Source organism: Vibrio sp. 10N.261.46.A3, from assembly GCF_041472995.1.
Lineage (GTDB): Bacteria > Pseudomonadota > Gammaproteobacteria > Enterobacterales > Vibrionaceae > Vibrio > Vibrio coralliirubri.
The window spans coordinates 26,023-52,939 of the sequence record NZ_JBFRRH010000037.1 but is presented as its reverse complement, the minus strand read 5'-3'; the positions used below and the strand labels follow the sequence as shown (position 1 = coordinate 52,939).

The window sequence follows — 26,917 nt, the reverse complement described above, 5'->3', positions numbered from 1 at the left end:
GAATGAAATTTGCAACGTTAGATTTTGCTAGTGGATGCATAGCAGTGTGAAATTTAGCCATCATCATTTGTGGCTAAGTAATGAACTAATAAAGGGAAAGTTAGCGACGATCATTCTGTAAATGATTTTGAGTGAGTATCACTTTTAATTGGCTGTTGGGCTTTGGCCAATAAAAAAGCCAGCGTGGTGGCTGGCTTTGTTGAGATATTGAAAACTAAGTTTACAAGAATGCCGTCTCTATAGAGGCTTTCTCCACTCGTGTTCTTGTCTGTTATTCACACGGTGGTGCCATGTGGATAAACTTATGTCAATAACACTACTTTTATTTTTGGTGTAAAAAATAGGAGTGGTTTTCCACTCCTTTAAAATCATAAGTAGCTCAAAGTCCTCGTTTTAGATATTCTTTGGCACTTCCTTCCCCAAACCTTTCATCAACATATCAAACATCAATGCAGCAAAGTTCTTAGCCACAGCGTCATTAGACAGGACTTTCATAGCCATTTGCTCATGAACGCCCATACTCTCAATCACAGCTTCATTAATTGATTCAGGGAACTGACCTAACATAGCTTGTTCTTTGGTGTTATTACGAAGCTGATCCATTACTACGTTGTTTTCAGAGACTTTGCCCATAATTGTATTGGCATAGTTCAACATATCACTTTCCGTCAAACCGTCTTCAATAAACAAATCGTTCATTCGCTCGATAATTTCGTTAAGCAATTCAGTTTTTGGATCTTTCGGTGTTGCACCTGAGCCTTCTTTTGTTGGTGGTAAGTAAGGCGTGGGATCTTCACCCACTTTATGACCTAACTGTAAATCAGCTTCTCGCTGCTCGTGTAAACGGTAATGCGTCATTACCACATCCGCTAAATCCACATCCTCTTGAACTAACTCTAAACGCAGCAGAGGCGCAAGGTGTTTTGCAAACAACGCCAGCTTCTCTAAATCGAAATCACTAAAATCGACAATCTGTGAAATGAACTCGTAGTAGCGAACAAAAGAGACTAAATCTTTCTTAAACACTTCCAGAATATCTCTGGCTTCCTTAGCGTTTTTCACACTGTTTTGAGCAAACTTTATCGCTTTATCGTTCTTCTCAATTTTCGCCTTAGACAGATCCGCTTGTGCCGATTCTAAAACGTGTGTCGCTTCTTTGTAACGAAGTTCAAAGCGTGTTACGGGAGCTTTACACAAGTTGGCTAACTTGGCTTGTTTGGCTTTTTTACTGTTATAAGCTTCAACAAATGTTTCAACTTCAAACCACTGGTAAATCCCTACCTTATTCAGCTTATCCATCAACTCATAGACGATATGAGGATCAGATACCCCTGCTAATTCAGCCGTTTGAAAATAGACTTTAAACTCTTCAAGAATATCGTCAGGCTCGTTAACAAAATCAAGCACAAACGTTCTATCTTTACCTTTACAAGTTCGGTTTAAACGAGAGAGGGTTTGAATACACTCAACGCCTTTTAGTGGCTTATCGACATACATAGCAACAAGCTTTGGTTGGTCAAAACCTGTCTGGAACTTGTTTGCAACCAACATCACTTGATAATCTGCCGTATCAAATGCTTTACGCATATCACGACCACGCAAATTCGGGTTCATGTTATTTTCTGTAAACGCCTGATCGGGTAATTCAGGATCATTCACATCACCAGAAAACGCCACCATCGCATTGACATTGTTATAGCCCTTACTTTGCACGTATTTTTCAAACGCCAGCTTATAACGCACGGCTTCTAATCGGCTTGACGTAACGACCATCGCCTTAGCTTCACCGCCTAACAGGTGTTTCACCTTGCTATTGAAGTGTTCAATAATCACTTCAACTTTTTGAGCAATATTGTAAGGGTGCAAGCGAACCCACTTCGCCATTTTTGAAGCGGCTTTTTTACTATCAACTTCTTGGTCTGACGTTGGGTTCTCGTGTGCCAGTTGATAAGCGACACGATAACTGGTGTAGTTTTGTAGAACGTCTAAGATGAACCCTTCTTCTATCGCTTGACGCATAGAGTAAACGTGGAACGCTTCGGGCTTATTTGTATCACTGACAGGTTCGGATAAATCAGGTCTGCGACCAAACAGCTCTAATGTTTTTGCTTTTGGTGTGGCGGTAAAAGCAAAGTAACTAAGTTTGTTTGATCCTTTACGAGCTTCCAAAGACAAACGCAGCATATCTTCACTGTCTAATTCAGTATCGTCTTCGAGTTCTTCTGCCATTAACACTTCACGCAATTTACGAGCGTTAGAGCTACTTTGTCCTGAGTGAGCTTCATCAGCAATAACAGCAAAACTACGACCAGCTAACGTTGCGTCTTCACGTATCGCTTCTAAGACGTGTGGAAAGGTTTGAATGGTCACGATAATGATGGATGTGCCAGCCTTTAACTCTCCTGCTAATTGACTCGATTTAGAGCCTTGCGCTGCTTCACGATTAACACGAGCAATCATTCCTTCGTTATGATCGAACTGATAGATCGTATCTTGCAACTGGCTATCAAGAACGGTTCTATCTGTAATGACGATAACGGAGTCAAAAACCTTATCACCAGCTTGTTTGTCAAGCTCTGGATGTTCAGTGTAATAGTGTTTTGAAGCGAGTTGGTGTGAAAGCCAAGCAATAGAGTTAGATTTACCTGATCCAGCACTGTGTTGAACCAGATACTTCTCACCCGTACCTTCCAGATCGACTGTGTTAATCAGTTTAGACACGACCGCCCATTGGTGGTAACGAGGGAAAATCATCGTTTCTTTGACTTTAATTGTTCCGTCTAACTCTTCAATCTCTTTACGTTCTAAATGAATGTAACGGCTTAAAATAAGCAGTAGATTGTCTTTCTGGAAAATCTCATTCCAAAGGTAAGAAGTCGCATAAGAATCATCTTCTGGTATGTCATTGCCTTTGCCACCGTCCCACGTTCCTTGATCGAATGGTAGGAAGAATGTCTTATCTCCCATCAAACAAGTCGTCATAGCTACGTTGTATTGACTTACAGCGAAATGAACCAATGCACCACGCTTAAAGGTTAATAATGGTTCTGCTTTCTTTGTGGCTGGATCTTTGGGCTGCCTGTCCTTCATGTATTGGACTTTGGCATTATCAATCGATTGTTTAAACTCAGATTTGAGTTCACAGGTAGCAACAGGAATACCATTGACGAACAAAGTTAAATCGATACGTCCGTCATAGCCGTTAGGTGAATAAATCAGCTCTGGCACAACACGTAAGATATTTTTCTGATATTGAGCCGTAGCATCTGGATTTAAGTCGTGATCGGGCTTAAAAGAACAGAAGCGAAACTTAGCCCCACGATCTTTAACTTGGTTACGTAAAACCCACAACGTGCCTTTACTCTTTAAATCACGATCTAACGCTTTGAACATCGCATCACGAGTAGCGGTAGGATTGCGCTCTGTATTTGGGGAGTGTTGCGCTAACTTTTCCCATTGCTGAGGTTGAGTGTTCTGAATGAATGCCTCCGCATCTTCAGAATAAAGAGCCAACTCACGGTTGTATTTGTTCGATTGACCTAACAGCCAGCCGTTCGACTGCATTTGGTCAAGGATGTCGTTTTGGAATTGAAGCTCTCTTGTTGTTTTTTCTTTACTCACCAACACAGTCCTCTTGTAAGCACCAGATTTTTTCAGATATTTGTCGGTATAAATCACATCTATCTTGGATATTCGCAACCTTCATATCAGGGTGTGGCTGGAATGATAGCCCATAATTTGAAACTAACTTTTTGAAGTTTGGGTTATTCTCGTAGGTTAGTGGGTGCAGAGACTTAACTAACAGATTCTCTTTGATGTAATGAACTACTTTTTCTATATAAGGTTTATCGCTGTATGATTGGTTTGTTCCTCTTGGTAATAAGACCAATGCCCCAATGCTATTGCGAGTATCATTAAAATCGTTTAGTTGCTCAAACTCGTCTCTATGATTATTAAAATTGTTTGCCCATAAATGCTCAATCTCATATGGCTTACCATTTTCTGCATGATAGTAAGTCGCAAAATCGGTATTTTCGCCTGCTAATCCGTCAACATAACCAGAAATGCGTGACAATAAATATTTTACGAAACGACCATTTTGACCATGTAAGCGGAACCACTCAAGGCCATCCCATTGCTCATCCATTTCATCGAGTTTTTTATTAAAAATTTCGACCAACTCATCAAAGTCTTTATTTCGTATCTCTTTAACTAAATTATACATTGTGTAACGAATTGAACTGGCTGAAAAAGTTCGAAAGTTTATTGAACGGCGTACACAGAATATGTCTATGTATTTAGCGACTAAGTTCATTTTTTGGTTAGCCAGAGCCACGGAGTCGGTTGCTTTGAGTGGAGCCAGCATTAAAGGGTAACTCAACGAGGTTGCGATACCCCATTGATAGATATAGTGTATTGAATCCAAATCAGGCGTGAAGTTTTCTTCAGCTTCTCGAATGCGTTGATAGGCATTAACATAGTATTTAAACTCAGTGTTGATAAACGAATCAAACTCCGCTTCGCCAGCTTTCGCTAAACCAATTCGAGTTAAGTTATCTCTAACCCAATTATGGAAACGTGTCCCAATTTTCTCAAAATCTTCGTTAAGTGAGCCTGCTTTGCTTTGTCTGATTGATTCAGCATACTTTGCTCTTAACCAAGCTTGTATAAAACGTTGATCTTCTTCTTTATCAAACGCTTTTAAGTCAATAATGGTTTGCTTCCAGAAATCATTAGAGAACTTACGTTTTTCATTATCTCGATACTTAGAAAGCAAAAAACCTTTTAGCATTTCGGTTGGTGTAAGGTTTAAACCTCTATCATTCATCGTTTCAAAAATGGTGTAGGCATTTTCATCGCTATAAGCCACTATTTCCACTAAAACAACAAGCTCACGTAGCCAGTCAAGAAACAGAGGTAACACATTCTCATCAATACGATCTACGGGGAATGCATCACAAATATTCTGGTAACGAGCTGCCATGTTAATAGTTGACGCATCCGCCTCGTCAGGTAGTACGAACTCCCCTTGATTAAACAGAGCATCAAGACAAGCCGTTCGTTCTGGCACATCGATATTGAATGACTTTTGTCCGAACTTTTCTGAAAAAATCATTCCAGAAATTGACTCATTCAGATCAAGCTCTTTTTGTTTGTTGTTTAGGTAGATAAGAAAGAGCGTTAGTGAGGTTAAACGCTGTTGACCATCGATAATACTTCGCTTGTTTGATTTATCACTCAGGACAAATGGACCTAAGTAATAGCTGTTGTAATCTGCTACATCTGAGCGTTGATGAGATGGAGCATAGTTGTCTAAAAACGCATTACACAAATCTGTAACGAGCTGCTCAATGTGGGTTTGTTCCCAACTATACTCACGCTGATAATAATCAACGGTGTATTTTTTATTATCAAGCACTTCAAAGATCGAACGATTATTAGCTTCAATTTTGTTTTCTAAACGACTCATCCCTGAACTCCTTGCTGTTGCCCTTGCTTTAAAACAAAGTGACGCACATCAATCTTGCCAGTTACGGCTGCTGAGATAAGAGCTGTTTTGCGTTCTTTCATCAACTCAATCGCACTATTAGCTTTTAAAGTTAGAGCATCAAATTGTTCAATTTTTCTGTCTATCTCGTTTAGTAAAGGGATAACCTCGTCTTCGTCAGGTAACACTATTGGTAAGTTACCCAGATCTTCCATTGATAAATTGGGTTGGGCAGCTTGAACTGCTCCCATCCAAATAATACGTTGAGCATATTCGGTTGAAAGCCAAAGTGCGATTAATTTTGAATAAATAGTTTTCTTCGGGCGAATGAAACTAACAGCCTGATTGGTATTTGCAGGTAATAACTCTTTGGTTAAAATAGAGGCTTTGCCAGTTGTCGCACCCGCAATGATTACTAACACATCGTTTTCTTGTAACCGACTTCTCGACAATTGAGCGTCTACTTCTTCGGATATATAGAAAGTTGGAGATAGGTTAACGAAAAGTGATTTACCAATATTCTCACCTTTTAAAAACCTTATGCCTTCGTCAATAAAACCTCCGCCAATAGTGCTTGGAGTTGTACCTTTTGATATTAATTTAGCTAAGTTTTTTACTCGACCAACTTCCCAATGCTCAGGCACTTCCCCCAGCCATTCCACACCAGAATCCTTCATTGGGGCATCAGGGTTAAGCCCTTTGGTCACTGCGTGTGAAATGACCGCTTGACGCTTCTCTTTTAACAGCTCAATCAGCTTTTCTTGTTTCGTGATTAAGGTGTCGATCTTGGCGGTTTCGTGATCGAGGAAGTTGGCCATTTTTTGCTGTTCTTCAAAATTACAATACGGAAGATAAATGGAGCCAAACTGTTCATATGAAATTGACTTTCCATCACGAAGGCTATCAGTCGTAGATTGAAGTGCTGCAATAAATGGCTCGCACTTTAATAAATATTTGAAGAATACTGGGCATTGTTTTAGCGAAGCCTTTAAAACGGTATAGGCAGGAGACACACATCCTTCATACGCACTATGCTCAATTCCCCCTTCAAAGCTTCTAAGACTAATTACGAAGTTATCTTTATCTACATGACGAAATGAATCAGTCCCCTTTAATGCCAACATAACTTTTGCATTATTAAGTTTCATCATTAATGATTGTGGAACAACACCATACTTTTGACTGGCTGCTAATTGTTCATCTGACTCTTTCACTGGAACTCTAACCGCTGTAAAAATACGTTTTGCTCTCAGAATGTCCCAATGTGCAGGAACACTTCCAAGCCAAATATGGTTAGATTCTTTATACTCAGGGTATGCTTTATAACGACCTGTCATTACGAATGCACCTCGTTAAGTAGCTGCATAATCTCAGCCGATACCGCATCTAAATCTGCATCAATGGCTTCTAAGGCTCTTGGTGGCTCATAAACATAGAAATGACGGTTGAATGGGATTTCATAACCCACTACACCAACTTCACCGTCCAGTTCATCGGTCTTTTTAGTATCAATCCACGCATCAGAAACGTGCGGTAATACTTCACGAGCAAAGTATTCTTCAACGGTTTCCGTTAATGGCACGTTTTCGTTATCACGTAGGTCAGGATTAGCTTCCACTTTACCTTTAACCTTACACACTTCTGCTTCATCAGCGTGTTCACCTAAGTGCTTAACAATTAGCTTTTGTTGTGCTGCGGTAAGCTTTGAGCCGTTTAAATTAACGGTAAAGTCTTTTAGGAATGTATCACGAGATAACACCTTCTCTTCTGTGAGTGAAGCAAGGGCTTCTAATACGGCTTGTTGAAGTGCTTCACTCAATTTTGTCCACGCTTTATCCGCTTTAAGCGCTTCAATTCGTAATTCGTCTTTCGGGTAAATCACAAGTTTAAGAGGACGTTCAACTGTAATTCTGCGGTAGCCAAATTCTTTATAATCAAAAATCTTACTAAAAGTATTTTCGGCAAATTGCCCGTAGGTTTTTACAATCGTCTCAATGCTCTCTTCGGTCAGCTCTTTACGCTTACTGCCTAACGATTTACGCATCGCAGAGTAAAAGACATCTTGATCCCCCCCTTCAACTTCACCACCGCCACTTCGACCACGACCGCCTTTTTTAGCACGTTCTTTTGAAGCATTGATTAGCTGAACTTTACCTTTACGATTAGCTGGCTTTTGGCTTGATAAGACCCAAACATAAGTTGCAATACCAGTGTTGTAGAACATATCAGTTGGTAGAGCGACAATTGCTTCAAGCAAGTCATTTTCAAGAATGTAGCGTCTAATTTCGCTTTCACCGCTACCAGCACCACCCGTAAACAGTGGTGAGCCGTTCAAGATAATACCGATACGTGAACCACCTTCATGTTGAGGGCGCATTTTGCTCACAAGGTGCATTAAGAAGAGTAACGAACCGTCAGATACTCGTGGTAAACCTGCACCAAAACGACCTTCGAAGCCTTTATCTGTATGCTCATCGCTAATGAACTTTTGGATCTTTTTCCAATCCACACCAAACGGAGGGTTCGATAACATGTAATCAAACTTATCAGTGCGGAGTTGGTCATTAGACAAGGTATTACCTAACTTAATGTTATCGACCTTCTGACCTTTGATTAGCATATCTGCTTTACAGATTGCGTATGACTCAGGATTTAGCTCTTGACCAAAAGCAGATAGAGAAGCTTGATCATTCAATTCGTGAAGATATTCCATACCTGACGATAAGAAACCACCTGTACCAGCCGTAGGATCGTAAATTGAACGCACTAAGCCAGCTTGTGTAAGAGCTGCATCATCGTTTGTAAAAACTAATGACGTAGTTAGACGGACAATATCTCTTGGCGTAAAGTGCTCACCAGCCGTTTCATTTGAACTTTCAGCAAAGCGTCTGATCAATTCTTCAAACACCAAACCCATTCCATAGTTGCTGATTTGCTCTGGTGATAATGGCGCATTCGCAAACTGTTTTGATACTTTGTAAAGAAGATCCGCTTCTTCCAATTTATCTATCGTATTGAAGAAATCGAAATGCTCGAAAATCTCACGAGCGTTGGGGCTGAATGACTGAATATAACTTTCAAGGTTACTTGCAACGTTCGTTTCACCGAGACGACTCAGATCCATTTTTGAAGTGTTGTAAAAGCTCAGTTTTGCCGAGTGAGTCAAGATCTTGTCTTGCGCTTCAAAAGGCATTGCTTTCACTGCTTCATACTTGTCTAAAACATCAGATTTAGTCTCTTCAATCACGCACTCTAAACGTCTAAGAAGAGTGAAAGGTAAGATAATACGACCGTATTGAGACTGTTTGAAATCGCCACGCAGTAGGTCTGCCACTGACCACAGCAGCGCTGCCGTTGAAGAAAAGTTATTGTTCGTCATTATTATTCATCTTTATTCATACAAAATTAGCCGAATTATACCATAGTGAAGTTCTTGAAGCTGTAGAGGCACTTCAATTTATTGCATCAAGTCAAAGCGTTAACCCAACCTACCAAATCACTTATCTTTTTCCGCAATACCCACAAAAATCCCGCAATCACTTTCCCTAAAACGCAAAAAAGACCTAAACAGGGCAATTCTCAAAGATAGGAAGACAAGACTACCTATATTGTTGTTGTAAATTAGCCCCTTAAATCGGAGCTAATGTCAGTGTGATTTTAATCGAGAGAGTTGAGCGTTGATGTAGTCGTTACGTAGTTGCTGCGCTGTTCTATACCGATGGACAGATCTGACTGAAACAGTTCGTTGCTTTAATTGATTGAGCACATGTTCAGTAAAAAGTGATGGACTGGTCAGGCGCTTTTCTACCTCAGCAAAGAAGCGTTGTTTGTCGGCAACGACAAGCCTTTCATAAGCCAATAACTGATAAAGACATTGTTCGATAGGCTGCTCTTGATTCGCTTTAACGTGTATATCACCGTCAGGTAAACCAACCACTTCAATTAACTCATGCTCTTGATATTCTTCAAGTGACACACACACCACGCAAGGATGTGATCGTTGCCAATGTGCTAAAGATTCTTCATACGAAACATTACAACTGACCATAATACGCCTCATAATCTGAAACAGATCGTAAATCAACTTCTTGCTCTTGCTCTGAGTAAAGCTGAGAAAGGTGAATAGCGTAATCATCTAACTCAATCTGTTGAGTTGGCACGAAGCAATATTTTTGATACTCATAGCCTTGTGATTTAGCCGCTCGCTTAAGGGTTCTTACCGCATCTTTACGCTGTTTTTCTGTTTCACAGGCATACCCAAAAAAGTCGAATAAGAACGTTCGATTAAGTTTTACTTTCTGACCGTAAAACGCTTTAAAATTGCCCATCATCCAGCCAATGATTGAACGATGTGGCTTCATCTTATCTAAATCGATGAAATAAGAGGAGGTTGTATGTTCGTCATTTATTACCGCTTTTTTTGGACATAGTGCAGCTCTGTCTACCGTGTAAGACACACCACTATTATCAACCGAAACCATTGCGATTAAAGGGTGGTTTAGCGACTCAACAATAGCCAGCATCACCTTTTTGCTTGTTTCGAAGTAACAACACAGATCAGACATTGAAAGACGACAAACCTTAATATCGTTTGTTTTATTTATGTGGTTCATCAGCTGATTATAATGCAGTAAATAAAACGCCACTTTTAACGCTTTAAAACTCAAGCTTGGCGGTAGAATCAGACGTTGATATTCGTTGAAATGAGTATGGATAAACTGGCGTTCTACGATTAAGATTTTATCGTTGTGATTATTTAGAGGTGTTTTAACTGACATAAGTTTCTCCTTTGATTATTGTCGTCAAGAGCAAAAATCAAAGCGTAAAGCCTATCCCAGTGAGGGTGAGTGCAATCGTGGAGGTTATTTAGCGTAAATTAATTCAGTAAAGTTCTCTATTTGATTTTTATCCTTCTTATGTTTTTACATATTTAAAATATTTGTCAAGACGGTTTATCAAAAAAAGATCAAAACTGTCCACCCTATACCGTTCGTCAATAATAGAAGGGCTGGAAGTAACCAACTGGTGAACCGTCCATTCAACACTGATAAGCCGTCCCCTTTTTCTGATAAACCGTCCGATAATACTGATAAGGTGTCCACCTCTTTTAATATCTTTAATATTATTTAATACATTTTTATTTTTAATATAAAGTCGCTGACCAGCCAGCCGACTTTCCCGTCCTTTAAAAAGAAGTAAAATGGTTAGTTCTATTTCGGTCAAGAAAGGAAGTGCCAACGAAAACAATTCTGCTCATCTTGTATTAAACTCACTGCGTTCGCCATTTCTGGGAAAGCTTAAAGCCATTACTTAATGCGTTAAAGAACAGCATTGCTTTTACATTCAGAACGGACTCGAAGAGTCGAATAGCTTTGGATATTAAAAAATTGATGGATTTGGAGGGAAAGAACGGTTGTATAAGCTCAACAAGAGAGGAAGTATGTTTCAAGTATCGTTAATTGCGGCTTTTCGCCCGTATATCTGACTTGATAAGCCAATAGACCTTCACTCGAAGATCGGAGCAATACGGGCTAATTCTGGTATGTTAGGTGGATAAGTTAATCTAACCACTCTTTACGTTCATGAATTGCCTTGATTCGATCTCGAAAAGTCCCTCTATTTATCCCTAAAAGCCTTGCAGCTTTGGCTTGATTACCTCGAGTTTGAACAAGCATTTGCTCACACAATTCATTTTTAACGACAGTCATAACCCAAGACATATCTGACATTGCACTTCTATCTTGGCGTGTAGGTTCAAGCTCTGCCTTGATAGACTCAATAATCAATTTCTTATCAAAAATGGTAAGGGTAGACACAATAACGCTCTGGTTGGTAGAAAGGGGCAAGGATTATCATAGATCATTGTTCGATTATCCAACGGTCTGCCCAAGACAACTCAACTAAAAACCACCTGGACTATCCACCTGTAAGACCATTGACCAATCACACCTCCTGAGACTGGTGAGCGGTCAATACTCCCTACCACCTAAAAAGGAAGTATCCAAAACCGCTTAAATCACAGAATATTCAAATCAAAAGATCAAAAGCCATTGCAAGACAAGGGTTTATACTCCCACCACTGCGTGGGTGTATCGTATGAAACCTAATCAACTGTCCCAGTTGACTCCTTACCAGTCGTGAGAGAAGTGCTATTGCAATATCTGAAAAGTGCGATACAACATAGAGATAAGCACAGAAAAAGGAGATGCTATGACGATACAAATACAACACCAAAACCAACTGCTGAACCGTCCGATCAAACGCTCAAACTCAGAAATAAATCATCACACCACAACCCGAAAGTGGACAAACCACCCAATCACTTTCACTCCACCTTCAAAAAAATCGTTATCAAAATTGATAACTTTTCAAAACTCGATTGGGGAGAATTAATGAGCAAAAAGTTCTTTCACTACTCAACCAATAAGGAGATCGAACAGTATCTATCTGAATTGACGCAGCAATGTGGATTCAAACACAAAACTCAGCTAATCAATGCGGTGTTTAATGGCGAAACGTTAACGGTTCAAAGCGAAGATTTAACCCTTCACAACAACCAATCAGCGTTGTTCGCACCGAACGCCCAGCAATTGCTGGATTTAGATGCAAAGCTAAGAGCACACCTCAGTGATACAAACCCTGTTGATTTTGACATAAACAGATATCAGACAATCGAAGATAAACTCAGTGCATCAGAACAACTTTCGGTAAGAAATAAGCAGTTCTTACCAACGTATCTGCATATCTTACAAGAGCTGCTACTGGTGTTTGATTTTGAGATAGCCCAACCGCAGATCCAACGATTAAGTGTAGATGGTGAGTTTGTTAAGTCACATCAAGAAAAGGTAAAAGCACTGGCACAATCAACCAGTACAAAATCGAAAAGACGCATTGCCGTGAGCAATCCAGTGAGATTTGAAAAGACAATGGCTCAGTTCACAACCAAGCCACTTAACAAACCTCAAGAAGAAGCGCTATCGGTCATTAACATAGCCAAGTTGCAACTAAAAGACATCGCTCTTTCAACACAAGTCAAAACAGCTTTACTGCAAGATTTTGACCGATTAAAGCAGAAGTTAACCGCAGCCCAAACGCCACCATCTCAGCTCGATAAGCTGCTACTCCTGTTGAGCAAAACCAAGTTTCAACGACTGACCATCACTGAACAGAATAAACAAACCATTGAAACAGTAACAAAAGCAATGAATAAATTAAACCAGCACATCAAAGCTTGTCATCAAACTCAAAATGATGCTGGCTTAACCATGAAGCAGAAGATGGTTGAGATAGTGGAGTTGGAAAAGCATCTAAAACACTGGATTGCCTACAACCACCGTTGTCTGACTGATAGATAGATAAGGTTTCGGCTTAGAAGTCTCGTCCGCCTCGGAAGTCTGCAAAGAACACTTCACCATCATCTGTTAGATGGTATTCACGACCTGTATCAGCATGGAACATTCTGTATTCGTGCTTACCTTTCTTTTTAAACAGAATACGAACATAAATGAGATAGCTAATAACAATTATTGGGAGGTTGCCGAACGCGCCAATAGAAACTAATAGATTTTCTGCATTTTCGATTCCATATTGAGTTAGGTCTGCTGTGGAAAAGTTAGAAAAAGCAAAAAACGGAATAATTAACGCAGGAAGAGCACAAAGAGGGAGTAAGAAAATCATCCAAACAGGGCCGTCACCACGAAACAGGTTAGGTGCAAATTCTGAATAAAGGAATTTGACTAATGCTGAAAGTAAAAACGCAATGGAGAAGATGATAGGCACTTGCGCCAGAGGAGACATCATCTCTTTTACGCCAAGATCGCCATATCTTTCAAAGTTGATAAACTCAACTCCTTTTGCATCGACATAGGTATTAAACAAAGAATCATAAATAACCCATCCAGAGAACATTAAGGGGATTGCGATGATAATTGTAGCAATTAAAAAATCACGAAGTTTTGAAAAGGAAGTGTTGTAAGGTATGTATAAAACATTGTCTTTAACATGTTTCTTGCCCATAGTATATACCTTTAAAATGTTGTAATTAGTTTGTTGAGGGTTTTTAACAGCGACACTATGAATATAAGTCGGCATTCAATTTTTTATCAGTTTATTTTTAGACATTAAAATATGGAAAAACATTAAGTAAAAAGAATAAAAAAGAAAAGAATGCCAAGGAATACACCACTTTTATAACCTTGATAAAAGCTTTGTCCTAAGAAATCAAAAAACAAACGGACTGAACCATGTTTGATTGCCATGCATAAACCAAAGAGTGTAAACGTAACGCAAGTGTATAAAAAGGCACAAAAGGCTGCTTTAACGGCTGAACCAAAAACACTAAGATTGATGTTATCAAGATCGTGAAACATAGTGTATTGTAATTTTCCGATATCAGTTTCTGGGAAATAGAAACGAATGATTGGGTATCCCAAGAACAAAGAAAGCCAAGACATTAATACAAACAAATTGTATGTTAGATAAAAATCGTAATTAATAAAATTATCACCTTTTTGTCTAATTCGAGTTTCAACTTTCAAAACAAAGCTGTTATCGTGCATTGAGTGACCAGTCTCATAAATACCATCACGAAAAGTTTTCATATCTTTGTACAAGCCCATCTTATATCACCATCTTCTTCATCATTAAATTAAAAACACGCACATCTAAAAAAGAACAACCACCAATAGCGCATTAAAGAAAAAGAGATTGTCAGGCAATCTCTTATTTATTCTTATTTTTTCAAAGCTTCGTTTCGGTATACATCTTTAAACAAAAGTTTTGCTGAACCGTCCACTTTACATTCCATCTCAACATAAAAATCACCTTCTACGGGCTGTTCAAATGAACCGGCATGTTTAGGATATAATGGATTGAAATAAGCTTTAAGCGTTTGGAAATCGCCAACCATCTCATAATCATTGGGATTTATTTCAACTTTCACTTCTGATACTGTGTTTGTCAAACCGCTTTCATCAACTGTTCTTGTGGTAACTTTCCATTTTGTAGATTTTGGAGAGCTTTTAACTGCACGTGTTCTATATGATTTGTAATAATAACTTTTTAGCTCTCTTTTCCCAAGGTCACTAATGCAGTCTTCTTGAGTTTTGAACTTTGCATTATACAGTGCCATTGTTTTATCTTTGTCTATTAACAATGTCGTTTGAGGGTGATGACCACGTGAAAAAGGGTGTTTCTTAACTTCGTCCGCATCGTAGTAGAACATTTCCACACCATCTACTTCTTGTGTTTTAGTTGGTTCAATCTTCTCCAAGCTTTCTACTGAAAATGAACCAAAATTAAAACGTTTTTCTTTTTCATAGGCTATTTCATGCTTTGATGCCGCAAATGTAGATGTTGAAATTAATACAGCAACACCAACAATTGCACATGACTTTATATTTTTAACCACTTTACACTCTCCATTATTTTAAACGGTTTTTCTTTTTTTTGATTCGATTAAGTAATTCATCACTAAACGGTGGAAATATTGCCTTGCACTAATCTGAACACCATAATCTCTATACTTTTTATTTATACTTTCAAAATGCTTTGCTATTAAACTCGTTTTCTTTAACTTTACATTTCGATTTCTTGATAAATCAAGTTCCTCTGTATAAATATTTTCATTTTTTTCAATTGCTTTATGTACAACAAAAAGAATGAGTTTCCTATCATCCATTGTTGAAAAAATAGGATCAAGAGAGCGATACATTTCTAAGTATTTTGATAAATCATCACTAACAGCCACATTGTAATATTCCGTCTCTTTCCGAACAAATGACATAAACAATTTACCTGATGCGATTTATTTACCATTAGATTATCAGGACCAAACCAGGTTTCAAGGGACCTGATATAGATTTTCCAAAATAATGGAGAGACCGAAACCATTGCTGCCCCAATCGCTCCATTGGACTAAAAACATGTTATTAACACTATTGAATATATTATTCTGGAACAATATATTGAAAAGTGTAATCAATAAAAAACCTCAATAATTAATCGGTTTTGAATAATCGAAATAATAAGGATTAAAAATGTCCATTGAAAAAAGCGTTGCTTCATTAAAAAAAGTTAAGACCATTGATGATGTTAAAGCGCTACCACTTCAAGTAAAATCAATTGCACTCAGCGGCATTCTAATACTTGTGCTCTTACTCTCTACTTTGTTTTCTGGAGGTCACGATTTTGAAGGCGACTATGTGTTAGACCTTTCAAAATATTCTGAGAAGCAAGCCCGTAAATTATCAAGGTTCCCTGATAAGATGAACGTATTTTCTCTCCACGGTGACGAAGCAATCATTGCAGGCGATAAATTATTGCTGGATGTGCTGAGTTACGAAGGTGACGATTACCAGATTCAAATGACCAAAGGTGAACAAACTGTGGGGGGAACCATAACTCTCTTAGAAGAAGGAAAGATTCACATCAAAGGGAGTGAGTTCGGTACACGCGGTTCAGGTTGGTATTTAAAGCCAAAACCTTAACTCCCTTCTGACGTGAGCGATTTCATTTAAGATATTGACATCGATTTGTGTCATGGTACGACTTAAGTAAACAAGGAAGTTTACTTATGATCGTAAAAATAAAGAAAGTCGCTTTTTCCTGCGACAATAAACGAAAGGGAAAACACACAGGTTCTTTAACCAATCACATCCTTTATCTCATCACAGACAAGAAGAACAAACGCTACTCCGACAAGCGTTGCAATCTCTCTTTTGGTCTAAACCCAAATCAGCCCGATTTAGGCGCATTACTGGCGCACAAAGGCGCATCTCTCCGCCAATCTGAACTGTCAGAGTTAGTGAATACTTACTGTTTAGAACAGCACCGCTACATCACCCAGCATTACGTGAAAAACAGCCGTAAATCCAAGCAACTTGACGATTACCAAGAGTGTTTAGCCCCTCAGAAACTGTTCAACTATCAAGGCTCATTGAGCTTTACTCAAGCTGAATATCAAAGGTTACTCAAAGCATCTGGTGGTAATGAAACACAAGCTAAAGCGATGATGGAAAACATTACTCGTCACTATCTGGCGAGCTATTACAACCAGATCAAAAAAGAGCAGAAAATCAAAGGGAAAAAGACCACACCCGAAGAGATTGAATTGGCTCTGAACTTTCACATTAAAGGAGAAGCGAATCCACATATTCATTTCTACACCCACGCTTTTTGCCCCACGACCAAGCGTTATATGAACCCACGTTATTTTTCTGAAACAAAGCAAAAGGTTCATAAGCAGATTGAACGACAATTCAACCAATATTTAGAACAAGGCATTGCGACAGGTCAACAGAAAAGCCAAGCCAAATCTGCACGTAGAGAGTATCTGGCATATCTTTTCGGACATAGCCAGAGCTGGTTTGAGGTAAAGCGTTCTTTTCGTGAGTTAGAACATCTGATCAATGAAGTCTTAAACGGTGACAAACCACTACAAGCTAAAATCACTGAATTGAAGAAGAAAGGGTTGTCGATCAACATTAAGCCCAACCAACAGCTTGAAATACAGCAGCAATCTATGCCAGTAATATTCACAATTGATACCTTCATTAACCGTAATTTGAAACAAAATCTTCATCGTTTCGCAAAACAATCCCACTTTGAACAGCAAAGCCAGCGTTACGGCAACACAACGCCAGTCGCAAAGATGGAAACGGTACTGTTAAACAACCTTAACGCAGTGAATAAGGCGCTTTCTCAAGAGTTAGGACAAATACCACCAAGTCAACACAAAGAAGCCAAAAACAAGGCATTTAAGACGTTCTACAACCGATGCATTGCCACAGGTGTATTGGTGAACTTAAACAAGCAACATCATTTGTCGTTTCATAAACTGGATAATAAGCAAGTGAGCAGTCAAAACAACCTTAAAGCCACGAAATACAACGCTTCACTGTTCAACTCGCCAGAGTTATCAGGCAAAGAGATAGCGCAGCAGTTTGACTTAGATTTAGATGATATTCGCCAGCACCAATGCGAGTTAATGGAGCTTATGCCACGCACTATCAACTATCGCAAAGTGGTATTTTTCAAGATGGACAACCAGCAGCACAACCACGTTTATCAAGAGTATTTCCACCTGAACCGTTACCAGTCGCTATTTGATTATTATGGGTTGGAAGTGTTTGAAGAAAAGCATAAAACAACGGTATTTAACCGCAAAGGCGAGTCGTTAATTCAGATTAAGCAGATTGATGAAAACCATTCTCGAATAACGATGAACACTCTCCACGCCCCAAGTGCAGCCAAAGTTTTACACTCGATGTTGGTTCGTGAGGCGAAGTCTTTAATCGAAGGTCAAGCAATCTTCATCAGACCAACCAAATACTCATTTGGACGACAACATCTAAGATATTTACACATTGAAGTCATGTTCTCTACCGACAAGCACAGCCAGAGGATTGTTGTCGAGTATGCAAATATGAACAACGACAAAAAACTGCAAAGAATGATTGATGAGAAGTTAGAGCAAGAGTTGGCTCGATTTGCGAAGAACTTTGTTAGATACAGCCAGAAGAACCCTGACCAGTATCAGTTTGGTGAAGCTGTTGGGACACACCTTTTAGAGAGTGAACATCTTTCGCCAGAACAGCGTGAGCGAGTAAAACGTCAAATTGAAGCACAAAAAGAACGGTTGAGAAGCACTCAACCGCTTTCAAAAAACACAGCTCAACCGACTAAGCGTTACCGTCCGTCAATTTAGATGAAAGACTAACGTTGCTTAGGCTTTGCTGTTGAGAATTGCTTCAGCTCAAACATCGATTTATTTAAACATTTTGTGTGGTAATACCAAAGGTAGTGACTCAACATTCTCGTAATCAGCTCAACCCACTCGTGATACAGCGACAACGCTTTTGAACGTTCTTCTGCAAGCATTATCTGATCCCAGCCGATCTCATCAAGTGCATCAGAAAACGCTCGTTGGGCTACCTCTTTGTTTTTATCAACACCCAGATCATCAAGTAATGGATTGTAAGTATTAATGTGTGAAATGCGTTCAATCAGAGCTTTGCAGAACTGCTTTAAACTTACCTCAAAATCACAGCGATAAAACAATTGTTTAACTTGTGGGGCAGTGTCTAATGATGAAACAATTTCTCCATAATCTTGGATAGCGCCTTGCTCTAAAGCCCAGCGCATTTCTTGTGGAACGGGCATTTTTAGCCAGTATCGTGTTTCACAGTGGCGGTTGATAATGAACACCAATCCAGCCTGAGTTTGTGGTTTGAGTACGATATTTTTGCCTTGAGAATTGGCACAACTCTGAAGCTCTCCACCTCGAAATTTTACGGTCAAAGTTTGGTCGGCATAACGCTTCAAATCATCACTGAACCCTTGTTTCCACTCTTTGTGTAGATAGTCACGGCAAGCTTTAAAAAACGACTTATCCAACGTAAAAGTGCAAATGCTTGGACAGGGTGTCGCTGAGTTAAAATCGAACAGCCTGTTTTTGTTTGATGTTACTTTTACTCGTAAACGATCCACTTCTGGTTGATTACCAATTATATCAACATTAACTTCGTGATTTTCTTTATGTTCGTTAATCAACTTTTGAATATGATACAGGGTGATTTTTACCCTTTGCTGAACTGACGATAACGACTGCGCCTCTTCAAGTTTTGAAGGGTATTTCTCGACTAACACAGTCCAACTTTTGGGTGTGTTTTCTTCAATTTTAACGACAAGACCACAGTAATATTCTCGCTTTTCCAGCTCTTCAATTTCTCTCAATAGCGCTTCTTTATCCATACAAACTCCTTATATTCTGGACTCATACACGTGTTATCACGCCAGTGAAATATTGCAAATCACACAGTCTGTGGTAGACCAATAAGAGGTAATTCAAACAAGGAGATTTTATGAGTTGGAGTATCGAGCAGATCGAAGATCAGCTAAACAAAGGAGAACTGAAAGGCGTGATAGATTTGATTGCGAACCAAAGCGATTTTGAAGTGTTATTTGAACAAGAGCTGTGTAAACAAGGCATATCAAAGCAGAGCTTCAATCGCCAGTTTTTCAGGGCAAAGCAACAAATGGACGTTGTGCGTTTACCAGCTTACCAACAAGCGTTGATTCAGGCAGAGGAAGTCAGCAAAGCTGATCGTCTGTTCTTAGTCGATTTTTTCAAACCGTTGGTCAAAAAACACCAGTGTTTACTGGCATATCAAGATAAGACCGAAGAGAAGAAAATTACGGATTTTATCCAGAGAAAAACGCAGGAGGTGAAGTGATGAAACCCATAATTAACCAACTGAATAATTACACATCAAACCTTACTATCGAAGATATTTGTCTGCTATCTGACTATGATTATGAAGCGTTTTTGCAGCAGTACAAAAAGTTAGTGTATATCAATGCGATGAGACAATACTGGCTTGCTACAGCTAAACGAAAGCGAAGCCACGGCAATATCAAAGAGTTTAAAACTTATCACAAAGCACAGCAGCACTTCTATCAGCAAGTAACGGAACAGTTTCACCTTGCAACGGGTATTAACCCAACTCAGTCATACGGAATTACAGAACTTTATGATGCAATGGTAGAAAGACATTCACGCTTCCACATAGCGAAAACAGTCTATGCGGATAATCTGCTCACTGCGATTCAATACACCCGTTGCAATACCGAACTATGGCAAAGATTTAAACAAGAGCTGGTTTCTATCGGTATCGATTTTAAAGACGTATCACAACTACTTACAGCGTTGCACTATGCTGATGAAACTGCTTATCAAAAAGCAACTGACAGAATGGCAAAGGGATTTCGAGAGTTTTACCAGTATGAAACGGATCGAGATTTTGAGGCATTGGTAATGGAGGCTATGAGCTTTGGTCAAATATTCCAACACTGCACACCATGCTTTAAGATCTACAATCTGCGAATCACCTTCCCAGAGATATACGTGATAAAAGCCTGTTTATCACAAGCCATAGCCACACAGAACAATTAACCAAGCCTCAAACGTGGCTTTGTTTGACTTTGCTTTGACAGCTCAACAAGGAACAGATCATCTATCACCTTTTCACACACAACATAGAACGTTGCCACCGATGGATGCGCCAGAATCGACTCTAACTTTTCATGACAATCAGTCGATCCAAAACCATACCAGAAAGTATAAGGCTCATGCTGGCACTGAAACTGGCAAGTCAGAAAGGCTTGTTTAACCACTTGCAACGCTTCATCGACCTTGTCCTGCTCCTGAACTGCTTCAAACAACACCACGTTCAAGCGTTTAAACATTGATGAGACAAACGGCTCATTCAAATCAAGATACGCATTTTCAAAAGCGGAATAATCGTCTTGTGCTGTGAGTATTGTTTCAAAATCACTATCAAATAAATGACCAAAGAAACTCAGTGTTAATAGTTCTTTTTTAGTCATAGCGCAGCCCCTTCGAGCGCTTCACCTGACGCTTTACAATCTTTGGTTCATTATCAAGCCTTTCTTGAACTTCTCTTTTCAGATCAGCTAAGACTTGCTCTTCGTAATTTGGCACTGGTTGAGCAACGTCCAATTCAACACCTTCAAACGGATTGTCTTGCTCTTGAACCAACAAACGATCAGGGAAGCAAACTTGCTGAACCACGAGCCTGACACGCTGATCGACCTTTTCGCCTATCGTGCTCCTTGTAACCTCAAATAACGCATCTTGTTTGATTATTTCCAGTGCCATACGTAGATTTTCAACGCTTTGCTCTTTGTACGGAAAAGAATGAATGTGTTTGTCTTTCACGACCAGTAAAGCGTTAATCAACTCATCCACACTGGGATTTTCACCTAATAGCACACCATTTGCTGTAACAGACGAAGCAAGAGGTTTAGGCTTACCGTTGTGATAATAAACACTCTCACGCTGTGCTGTATCACTATGCAATCCCAGATACTCATCCAGCCATTCTTTTTGTTGTTTTAAGTCGAAATAGTCCTTGATCATCGTTCCGCTATCGCCAGTGGAAATAATTGAATTGCAATGCAATTGACGAAGGGCATCCAGTGATAAAATTTCGTTTACCCCTTTCGGCTCTTCTAACACATCAAAAGCCACATCTTGCAAGGCTTTATCATTGAAACTCGACAAAATCTTATCGCCAAAATAGAACCCTTCAGGGACATCGACACTCGAACCAATTACGATTTGGTTCGCTGAGTAGTTCTGCTTTATTTCCGTCATACGCTGTGGATTTAAAGGCATTGACTGATTAAATGAGTCAAACACCCAATCGGGCAAGTCAAAGCCATTGTCAGCCAGATATAAACCAATCTGCTCGTGAGCTTGATAATCCATTAGCATAGCTTTATACAAGTCATATTGTTCGAAACTAAACAACATCTGAGCGGCAAATGGGCTGCGCTCTTCCAGAATTAGCTCTGGTCTTAACAAGTCCTGTTCATAGAAATACTGCAACAAGCCAGCCACAACATTCTTATCACCAGAGCCTTCCAACGTCTTGGCAAAAGCAACGTATTGTTCGAATAACTCAGGACGTTTCTCAAGCAACAATTTGCTCTTCTGTATCATCAATTGGGTATACGCATTTCTCATCCTTTTTTCCTCCTATCGTTACTAAATGGCATACCACAAATCGAGCTTTTCACAAGAGTCTGATCATTTTTCTAACCCCCAAACAAGCAAAAAACTAATACCTAAAAGAAAAACCAACCGTCAATAATTTCAGTAAATTGGAGATATTTAAAAGCGTGCTAACACATAAAGAAGCTCATCAAAAAAGGAGTTATTTATGAGTAAATCCAAATCGAGTGCCGCTGGCAGCACTAAGAACAAAAAAAGCCAGCAAGACCAAGTATTAGACCGACTATTCGACTTTTTCTCCAAACCAAAAGGTGAGAAGCCAAGCTCTGACAGTGATGTTGAAGTGAGTTTTTATCGTTCTAACTTAAGCGCTTTACCTCTGAATATATTTGGCAATGAATACAATGGAATTAACATCGTTATGCTTTTAGAAGCGCAGCAAAATAGCGCTACTAAAGTACCGATTTACAGCACGTTCAAGCAAGCCTCTGAACTACTTGAAAAGCACAAAGACCAACTACCCGAAAAATCTGACGACTTTGACCCTGACAAACCATTGAAAGGCATAAAGCTTGAAAATGTCGTGGTGAAATATCTGGAAAATTACGCTAAGGACGGTGAGAAAATAAGCAAGGCTCAGTTCGAAACACTGACCAAGGGTATGAGCTTCAAGGAAATGAAAGACAAAGGCTTTGAAGCGAAGCGTGGGCTGCGTGGTTATCGTGTTTTTCCGATAGAGAAAATCAAAAACTTACTGCCTCAGTCGTACATTGACGAACAACCTTATTTCGCCAAACAAGAGGCGTTAGCCAGTCGAGTCATGAGCGAAGAAGAGCAAGACTATGCCTTTATCCAAAAAACGAAACTTATCATCGATGCGATGGGTATTCCCGTCATTGAGAAAGACGAAGACCGAGCTTATTACAGCGTCAAAGAAGACCATATCGTCATACCGCCAAGAGATAAGTTCAAAAGCGATAAGGCTCGGTATGCCATACTGCTTCATGAGATTTGCCACAGCACTGGTCATCCATCCAGATTAGATAGAAAGTTAGGTAGTCCGTTTGGATCACTGCCATACTCGAAAGAAGAGCTAATTTCAGAGACAGCAACACTATTTATGTGTCTTGACCAAGGGTTAGAAACGTTCAATTCCCATGCCGCTTATCTTGAAAGCTGGACGCAGCAGTTTGCTGATCAAAAGAAAGCATTGTTATCGGTCTGCAAACAAGCCAAAGAAGCGCAGAACTACATCACTGAACAAGTGAAAAGCTACACGCTGAAATTGGAGCAACAGACACAACGTTTAGATTTAACTGACCAATCTCAGCACTTATTACACGCCTATTTCAAGGAAGAAGCAGAGTTTGATGAGCAATTTACGCCACTAATTGGAAAGCATATCACTGGTATGCGTGAGATAGAGGATGGTTTGGAACTCGTAACCGACAATAATTACCGATATAAGCTCGACAACATCGCTTCTAAGCCACTTTCTCGCAAGGTAGATGAATTGACACAGGAAGACAAAAAGAAGGTCGAAATGGAGCGTTTAAGCGTGGAACAGCCGAAGAGACGATTGACAATGTAATAAAAAGACCGCTTGATGCGGTCTTCTTTGGGAAACACAAATCTAATCAGATTTTACTGAGCTAACTAAATTGATTGCGTTGCTCAAAGTTTTGTTAAACTCGGAGAGCAATTTTTGATTCTGACTATCCATAATAAACTTGCTAAGCAAGAGACTGATTTTACGAGAGATTTTGGAGAGTTCTTCGTTTTCATGCTCAATATTACCAACAAAATCAATGGTATTCCCTATCATTTCCCAGATGATTTTATCAATAGGCTCTAAACCTTCACCGTTGAGTCTTATAAGCGTATCTTTTTCATTCGGTAGGGTGCAACCTCCAAAGTTATAACGTTCGTCTAAAACAAGCGTATGAACGCTACCATCGTGCATTTTAAATGCCATACATGGAAATAAGCCTATGGAGTATAAATAGGCACTATCAATTTTTTTGTTTAGATAACTATTAAACATTGTTCTGTTCGTAAATTTCTTCACCGAATCCGCTTCTAAAACCGCATCATGATAAAGATCTTCATACTCATAATCAGGTTTGATGGTTAAAAGCTTTTCTTCAACTTCTTTTATTTGAGCGTCATATTTCCCTACATCACTCGTTAACTCTTCAATCTTTGCCATTATCACAGGGGCGGTAAAATCCTTTTCAAGCAGAACAGAAAGCTTTTCGTTTGCTCGCACCCTCTTGATTATCGTCAGCTCCATTTGTTGTTGTAAATCGTTTGGCTCTTCAGGTTTTGGCATAAATCCATTAGCCGTAGATAAATGAATTAACATGTGTTCTAACGGTAAATAACGATAGTGTTTGGAGTGATTGCAGTCGCCACCACGTTTTGCATTACTACACGTTAAATACAGCGTAGAAACTTGTTTAGCGGCTTTGTTGACGTATTCCACAGGTGAATCACAATGACCACAACGTAAAAAACCACGGAAAATGTTTGAAAAAGAGTTTTCTTTTACTTTTCCCGCTCCGATTTTTCGTGATTTCAATGAAATTTGAGCATTAACAAACGTTTTTTCATCAATGATTTGTGGAAAATAGTCTTTAATTGGGTCTCCAACAGGCTCACGCTTGGCGTGATGCCCTTTGTAAAGTTGGTGCTCACCTAACAATCTTCTATCAGATAACAACCGTTTTACGGTTGACCTAACCCAGAACTCTTTTTTTGAAGATGGTGGAGGATATTTTTCAATATTGTTGTTTAAAGAACGGACTATTTGCGTTGCCCCAAGTCCGTTTATACACATATCAAGCATATCTTTGATGATTTGTGCTCGGTCTTCTTTGACGTAAAACTCTGTTTTATCATCAGATCTCACCAACCAATGCGGATAACAACCACTCATCTTGATTTTATGAGCGTTTTTTCGTTGGTTAGCCCAAGCTTCTTTTAGTCTTTTTTGCTTTGTAAGGCTTTCTTCGTGCGCTCTCGACATAATGATAAGGCTTGTCATTATGTCTAATAGTTGATTTTCACTATCTCGCCCGTCATTGTTCGAATAGTGTTTCTTGTCTTGTAAAGTGTAAATATCAACGTATTCGAGAAGACTCAGAAATTGTCGCATAGCGACATTAATCGCTTGTCGAGAAAGCCGATCAAGGTTCTCGACTACAAGCAAACTCCCTTTCTTAACCTTTCCCGTTTCGCAATCATTGATAAATTGCTTTAAATGCTCTTGGTCGCCCTTAAAGCCACTTACACCAAGTTCTTTGTAGATTGATAGCTCGGTATCAAGTTCGTAACCATTGGCATCACAATAGGCTTGTGTAGCCGCCAGTTGGCGGCGATAGCTATCGCCGCTTGCTTGTTGAGGGGAAGAATAACGAATGTAAGAATATGCTTTTTTCATACCACTACCATAAAGATTTACTTAGTAGTGATATTAACATATGTTTATCACGGCTAGGCCACCTAGAGAAGTTTCCCGGTACTTCTTGTTCATGTCTTTACCTGTTTGATACATGGTCTCGATAACCTTGTCTAACGAAATAAGACACTTGCTGGTGCGTTTCAACGCCATTCGCGATGCATTAATTGCTTTCATTGCGCCCATAGCATTTCGTTCAATACATGGTACTTGTACAAGGCCACCGATCGGGTCACATGTCATGCCCAATGAGTGTTCCATCGCGATCTCAGCTGCAATACAAATCTGTTCGTTGCTACCACCACGTAGGGCAGTTAGGCCTGCTGCAGCCATTGATGAAGATACGCCGACTTCACCCTGACAACCTACCTCTGCACCAGAAATCGAAGCGTTGGTTTTGTATAAGATGCCGATTGCGCCAGAGACTGCCAAGAAGTCTTTAAGCTGCTTAGTATCTAGCTCTTTGATGAAACGATGGTAGTACATCAATACCGCAGGAATAACGCCGGCAGCACCATTAGTAGGTGATGTGACAACCTGACCGCCCGCTGCGTTTTCTTCACTTACAGCAAAAGCAAATAGGTTAATCCAATCCATGATCTCCATTGGATCGTTTTCAATCGAGGCATTTGCTTCCAGCTTTTTAAGCAGAGCAGGTGCTCGACGAGTGACTTCTAGACCGCCATCAAGGATGCCTTCTGTGTCAAAGCCACGCTGCATACACAGAGACATCACCTTCCAAATTTGGTCGGCTTTCTGGTCAATTACATCCATACCTTGGAATGAAACTTCGTTACGTAGAATTAAGCCACCAAGGCTCAGTCCTTGTTGTTCGGATAGTTCAAGCAACTGATCAGCAGAAGAGAAAGGGAACTCAACTTGTGTTTCTGCTTCTTGTTTGCCGTTTTGTAGCTCATCAGCGGTTGCGATAAAGCCACCACCAATCGAGTAGTAGGTTTCCATATCCAGAAGACTGCCGCTTTCGTCAAAGGCAGAGATAGTCATACCATTTTCATGCAGCGGAAGGTTGGTTTTGTGGAAGAGCAGGTCGCTTTCTACATCGAAATGAATTTCATGGTTGCCGCCAACCAACAGAGATTTATCTTCAATCGCCTTGCGCATAGCTTGGTTAGCACTGGTGATTTTAATGGTATCGGGGCGGTTACCTAGCAAACCTAACAAAGTTGCTCTGTCTGTGTGGTGACCAATACCCGTCAATGATAACGAGCCGTATAAGTCGATTTGAATACGCTTCACTTGTTTAAGCTGAGCATCAATTTTTTGGGTAAAGTTAAACCCAGCGATCATTGGTCCATTTGTGTGCGAGCTGGACGGCCCAACCCCAATTTTGTAGATATCAAAAATAGACAGCATAGTAACTTCCTGTGAAGACGGTTCGATGGACGAACTCTGTGTAAAATTTGTATTTAGT

At 39.7% G+C, this 26,917-nt stretch carries 23 protein-coding genes; 6 read left to right on the top strand and 17 right to left on the bottom strand.

Features of this window, described 5'->3' with window-relative positions; genetic code table 11:
* Positions 1–393: 393 nt before the first annotated feature.
* The 8 genes from AB4484_RS10585 to AB4484_RS10550 form a co-directional block, all read right to left on the bottom strand.
* Positions 394–3,621 (bottom strand): DEAD/DEAH box helicase family protein, encoded by a 3,228-nt coding sequence (locus AB4484_RS10585; protein WP_321182946.1) that lies wholly within the window; start codon positions 3,619–3,621, stop codon positions 394–396.
* Positions 3,614–5,470, bottom strand: coding sequence for a DUF262 domain-containing protein (locus tag AB4484_RS10580; protein WP_222717084.1), 1,857 nt, complete (start codon positions 5,468–5,470; stop codon positions 3,614–3,616). Before AB4484_RS10580 ends, AB4484_RS10585 begins: the two co-directional genes overlap by 8 nt.
* Positions 5,467–6,825, bottom strand: a complete 1,359-nt coding sequence (locus tag AB4484_RS10575; protein ID WP_222717085.1) for a restriction endonuclease subunit S — start codon at positions 6,823–6,825, stop codon at positions 5,467–5,469. The genes AB4484_RS10580 and AB4484_RS10575 overlap by 4 nt, the downstream gene beginning before the upstream one ends.
* Positions 6,825–8,867: a class I SAM-dependent DNA methyltransferase gene (locus AB4484_RS10570; RefSeq protein WP_222717086.1), complete on the bottom strand. Its 2,043-nt coding sequence runs from the start codon at positions 8,865–8,867 to the stop codon at positions 6,825–6,827. Before AB4484_RS10570 ends, AB4484_RS10575 begins: the two co-directional genes overlap by 1 nt.
* 267 nt (positions 8,868–9,134) lie before the next feature.
* Positions 9,135–9,464: a hypothetical protein gene (locus tag AB4484_RS10565; RefSeq protein WP_222717087.1), complete on the bottom strand. Its 330-nt coding sequence runs from the start codon at positions 9,462–9,464 to the stop codon at positions 9,135–9,137.
* Positions 9,465–9,522: 58 nt separating this feature from the next.
* Complete coding sequence (locus AB4484_RS10560) at positions 9,523–10,266, bottom strand: hypothetical protein (RefSeq protein ID WP_222717088.1); 744 nt, start codon at positions 10,264–10,266, stop codon at positions 9,523–9,525.
* 136 nt (positions 10,267–10,402) lie between these two features.
* Complete coding sequence (locus AB4484_RS10555) at positions 10,403–10,711, bottom strand: hypothetical protein (protein ID WP_222717089.1); 309 nt, start codon at positions 10,709–10,711, stop codon at positions 10,403–10,405.
* 335 nt (positions 10,712–11,046) lie between these two features.
* Positions 11,047–11,304, bottom strand: a complete 258-nt coding sequence (locus AB4484_RS10550; RefSeq protein WP_321182947.1) for a helix-turn-helix domain-containing protein — start codon at positions 11,302–11,304, stop codon at positions 11,047–11,049.
* 576 nt (positions 11,305–11,880) lie between these two features.
* On the opposite strand from AB4484_RS10550, the gene AB4484_RS10545 reads away from it, so the two are divergent.
* Positions 11,881–12,843, top strand: coding sequence for a hypothetical protein (locus tag AB4484_RS10545; RefSeq protein WP_222717090.1), 963 nt, complete (start codon positions 11,881–11,883; stop codon positions 12,841–12,843).
* Positions 12,844–12,856: 13 nt separating this feature from the next.
* Here the strand turns inward: AB4484_RS10545 and AB4484_RS10540 are convergent, their stop codons facing one another.
* The 4 genes from AB4484_RS10540 to AB4484_RS10525 all read right to left on the bottom strand — a co-directional run bounded on the left by AB4484_RS10540 (position 12,857) and on the right by AB4484_RS10525 (position 15,236).
* Positions 12,857–13,504, bottom strand: a complete 648-nt coding sequence (locus AB4484_RS10540; RefSeq protein WP_372077970.1) for a hypothetical protein — start codon at positions 13,502–13,504, stop codon at positions 12,857–12,859.
* Positions 13,505–13,626: 122 nt separating this feature from the next.
* Positions 13,627–14,106, bottom strand: coding sequence for a hypothetical protein (locus tag AB4484_RS10535; protein WP_372077968.1), 480 nt, complete (start codon positions 14,104–14,106; stop codon positions 13,627–13,629).
* A gap of 113 nt (positions 14,107–14,219) precedes the next feature.
* Positions 14,220–14,897 (bottom strand): hypothetical protein, encoded by a 678-nt coding sequence (locus AB4484_RS10530; RefSeq protein ID WP_372077967.1) that lies wholly within the window; start codon positions 14,895–14,897, stop codon positions 14,220–14,222.
* 18 nt (positions 14,898–14,915) lie between these two features.
* Positions 14,916–15,236 carry a hypothetical protein gene (locus tag AB4484_RS10525; RefSeq protein WP_222717094.1) on the bottom strand — a complete coding sequence of 107 codons (321 nt, stop codon included), beginning with the start codon at positions 15,234–15,236 and terminating at the stop codon, positions 14,916–14,918.
* Between the two features lie 289 nt (positions 15,237–15,525).
* Between AB4484_RS10525 and AB4484_RS10520 the strand changes: the two genes are divergently transcribed.
* On the top strand, positions 15,526–15,975 hold the full coding sequence (locus AB4484_RS10520) for a hypothetical protein (RefSeq protein ID WP_061021697.1): 450 nt from the start codon (positions 15,526–15,528) through the stop codon (positions 15,973–15,975).
* A gap of 86 nt (positions 15,976–16,061) precedes the next feature.
* Entirely contained in the window at positions 16,062–18,194 is a 2,133-nt protein-coding gene (locus AB4484_RS10515; RefSeq protein WP_372077966.1) for a hypothetical protein, read from the top strand.
* An 8-nt stretch (positions 18,195–18,202) separates the two neighbouring features.
* Here AB4484_RS10515 and AB4484_RS10510 read toward each other — a convergent pair whose 3' ends face one another.
* The gene (locus AB4484_RS10510) at positions 18,203–19,240 is read right to left on the bottom strand and encodes a hypothetical protein (RefSeq protein ID WP_372077964.1); all 1,038 of its coding nucleotides are present in this window, start codon (positions 19,238–19,240) and stop codon (positions 18,203–18,205) included.
* Between the two features lie 110 nt (positions 19,241–19,350).
* Here AB4484_RS10510 and AB4484_RS10505 point away from each other — a divergent pair, with 110 nt between their 5' ends.
* Both AB4484_RS10505 and AB4484_RS10500 read left to right on the top strand, forming a co-directional pair.
* The gene (locus AB4484_RS10505) at positions 19,351–19,722 is read left to right on the top strand and encodes a hypothetical protein (protein ID WP_222717097.1); all 372 of its coding nucleotides are present in this window, start codon (positions 19,351–19,353) and stop codon (positions 19,720–19,722) included.
* Positions 19,722–20,441, top strand: coding sequence for a hypothetical protein (locus AB4484_RS10500; protein ID WP_222717098.1), 720 nt, complete (start codon positions 19,722–19,724; stop codon positions 20,439–20,441). The genes AB4484_RS10505 and AB4484_RS10500 overlap by 1 nt, the downstream gene beginning before the upstream one ends.
* Here the strand turns inward: AB4484_RS10500 and AB4484_RS10495 are convergent.
* Together AB4484_RS10495 and AB4484_RS10490 are read right to left on the bottom strand one after the other, a co-directional pair.
* Positions 20,438–20,875 (bottom strand): hypothetical protein, encoded by a 438-nt coding sequence (locus AB4484_RS10495; protein ID WP_222717099.1) that lies wholly within the window; start codon positions 20,873–20,875, stop codon positions 20,438–20,440. The two genes, AB4484_RS10500 and AB4484_RS10495, sit on opposite strands and share 4 nt — an antisense overlap.
* Complete coding sequence (locus AB4484_RS10490; protein WP_222717100.1) at positions 20,868–22,037, bottom strand: hypothetical protein; 1,170 nt, start codon at positions 22,035–22,037, stop codon at positions 20,868–20,870. Before AB4484_RS10490 ends, AB4484_RS10495 begins: the two co-directional genes overlap by 8 nt.
* Positions 22,038–22,233: 196 nt before the next feature.
* On the opposite strand from AB4484_RS10490, the gene AB4484_RS10485 reads away from it, so the two are divergent.
* Positions 22,234–23,616, top strand: coding sequence for a zincin-like metallopeptidase domain-containing protein (locus AB4484_RS10485; RefSeq protein WP_222717101.1), 1,383 nt, complete (start codon positions 22,234–22,236; stop codon positions 23,614–23,616).
* Between the two features lie 42 nt (positions 23,617–23,658).
* Here AB4484_RS10485 and AB4484_RS10480 read toward each other — a convergent pair whose 3' ends face one another.
* On the bottom strand, positions 23,659–25,467 hold the full coding sequence (locus tag AB4484_RS10480; protein WP_222717102.1) for a recombinase family protein: 1,809 nt from the start codon (positions 25,465–25,467) through the stop codon (positions 23,659–23,661).
* Positions 25,468–25,500: 33 nt separating this feature from the next.
* Entirely contained in the window at positions 25,501–26,859 is a 1,359-nt protein-coding gene (locus AB4484_RS10475) for an L-serine ammonia-lyase (RefSeq protein ID WP_372077961.1), read from the bottom strand.
* Between the last annotated feature and the right edge of the window lie 58 nt (positions 26,860–26,917).

Coding starts and splice junctions, on each gene's coding strand:
- AB4484_RS10580 (WP_222717084.1), bottom strand. CDS start 5,470: ATGAGTCGTTTAGAAAACAAAATTGAAGCTAATAATCGTTCGATCTTT.
- AB4484_RS10575 (WP_222717085.1), bottom strand. CDS start 6,825: ATGACAGGTCGTTATAAAGCATACCCTGAGTATAAAGAATCTAACCAT.
- AB4484_RS10570 (WP_222717086.1), bottom strand. CDS start 8,867: ATGACGAACAATAACTTTTCTTCAACGGCAGCGCTGCTGTGGTCAGTG.
- AB4484_RS10560 (WP_222717088.1), bottom strand. CDS start 10,266: ATGTCAGTTAAAACACCTCTAAATAATCACAACGATAAAATCTTAATC.
- AB4484_RS10545 (WP_222717090.1), top strand. CDS start 11,881: ATGAGCAAAAAGTTCTTTCACTACTCAACCAATAAGGAGATCGAACAG.
- AB4484_RS10540 (WP_372077970.1), bottom strand. CDS start 13,504: ATGGGCAAGAAACATGTTAAAGACAATGTTTTATACATACCTTACAAC.
- AB4484_RS10535 (WP_372077968.1), bottom strand. CDS start 14,106: ATGGGCTTGTACAAAGATATGAAAACTTTTCGTGATGGTATTTATGAG.
- AB4484_RS10520 (WP_061021697.1), top strand. CDS start 15,526: ATGTCCATTGAAAAAAGCGTTGCTTCATTAAAAAAAGTTAAGACCATT.
- AB4484_RS10515 (WP_372077966.1), top strand. CDS start 16,062: ATGATCGTAAAAATAAAGAAAGTCGCTTTTTCCTGCGACAATAAACGA.
- AB4484_RS10510 (WP_372077964.1), bottom strand. CDS start 19,240: ATGGATAAAGAAGCGCTATTGAGAGAAATTGAAGAGCTGGAAAAGCGA.
- AB4484_RS10505 (WP_222717097.1), top strand. CDS start 19,351: ATGAGTTGGAGTATCGAGCAGATCGAAGATCAGCTAAACAAAGGAGAA.
- AB4484_RS10500 (WP_222717098.1), top strand. CDS start 19,722: ATGAAACCCATAATTAACCAACTGAATAATTACACATCAAACCTTACT.
- AB4484_RS10495 (WP_222717099.1), bottom strand. CDS start 20,875: ATGACTAAAAAAGAACTATTAACACTGAGTTTCTTTGGTCATTTATTT.
- AB4484_RS10490 (WP_222717100.1), bottom strand. CDS start 22,037: ATGAGAAATGCGTATACCCAATTGATGATACAGAAGAGCAAATTGTTG.
- AB4484_RS10485 (WP_222717101.1), top strand. CDS start 22,234: ATGAGTAAATCCAAATCGAGTGCCGCTGGCAGCACTAAGAACAAAAAA.
- AB4484_RS10480 (WP_222717102.1), bottom strand. CDS start 25,467: ATGAAAAAAGCATATTCTTACATTCGTTATTCTTCCCCTCAACAAGCA.
- AB4484_RS10475 (WP_372077961.1), bottom strand. CDS start 26,859: ATGCTGTCTATTTTTGATATCTACAAAATTGGGGTTGGGCCGTCCAGC.